Origin of the sequence: Chryseobacterium sp. SIMBA_029, from assembly GCF_046535275.1 — a bacterium.
In the GTDB taxonomy this organism is placed as follows: Bacteria; Bacteroidota; Bacteroidia; order Flavobacteriales; family Weeksellaceae; genus Chryseobacterium.
The window spans coordinates 1-455 of sequence record NZ_JAWRXA010000041.1 but is presented as its reverse complement, the minus strand read 5'-3'; the positions used below and the strand labels follow the sequence as shown (position 1 = coordinate 455).

Below are 455 nucleotides of genomic sequence, written 5' to 3'. Positions count from 1 at the left end.
AAAGTTTGATAATCTATCACAGCAAAGTTGTAATATTCCGGAGTGAGCCACTTACCATCACGAAAGCTATACTGTAAATAGATTTGTCCATCCATATAAGTCATGGCACCCAGCGAGTAGAAATTATAGGCATTCGGGAAAGGTTGAAATCCTTCAATCTCTCCCTGACGAATAATACTAAGGTCTGAAGCATTGAAAATAGTATACCGTATGTGTTGGCCATCGCCTGTTTCTCCAACAATAACCAGTGTATTATTATCTATCCATACATAGCTGGAAATATCACTAATATAGGTAAATGGGACTTCTTTTACAGTAGTCAGCCTATCCTGTGTATATTTAAATTTTTTGAAAACTCCCTGATCCGTTTTATAGTTGTAGATAAAACCATTTTTTACAATGTAGGAATAGGTTCCTTTGGAGTTAATTTCGTCTCCTTCTTTGGTAATATCCAT

The 455-nt window shown here is 35.6% G+C and carries 1 pseudogene; it reads right to left on the bottom strand.

The features are described 5' to 3' along the window. Nucleotides 1-455, bottom strand: a pseudogene (locus tag SB679_RS23110) (hypothetical protein); the annotation flags it as partial.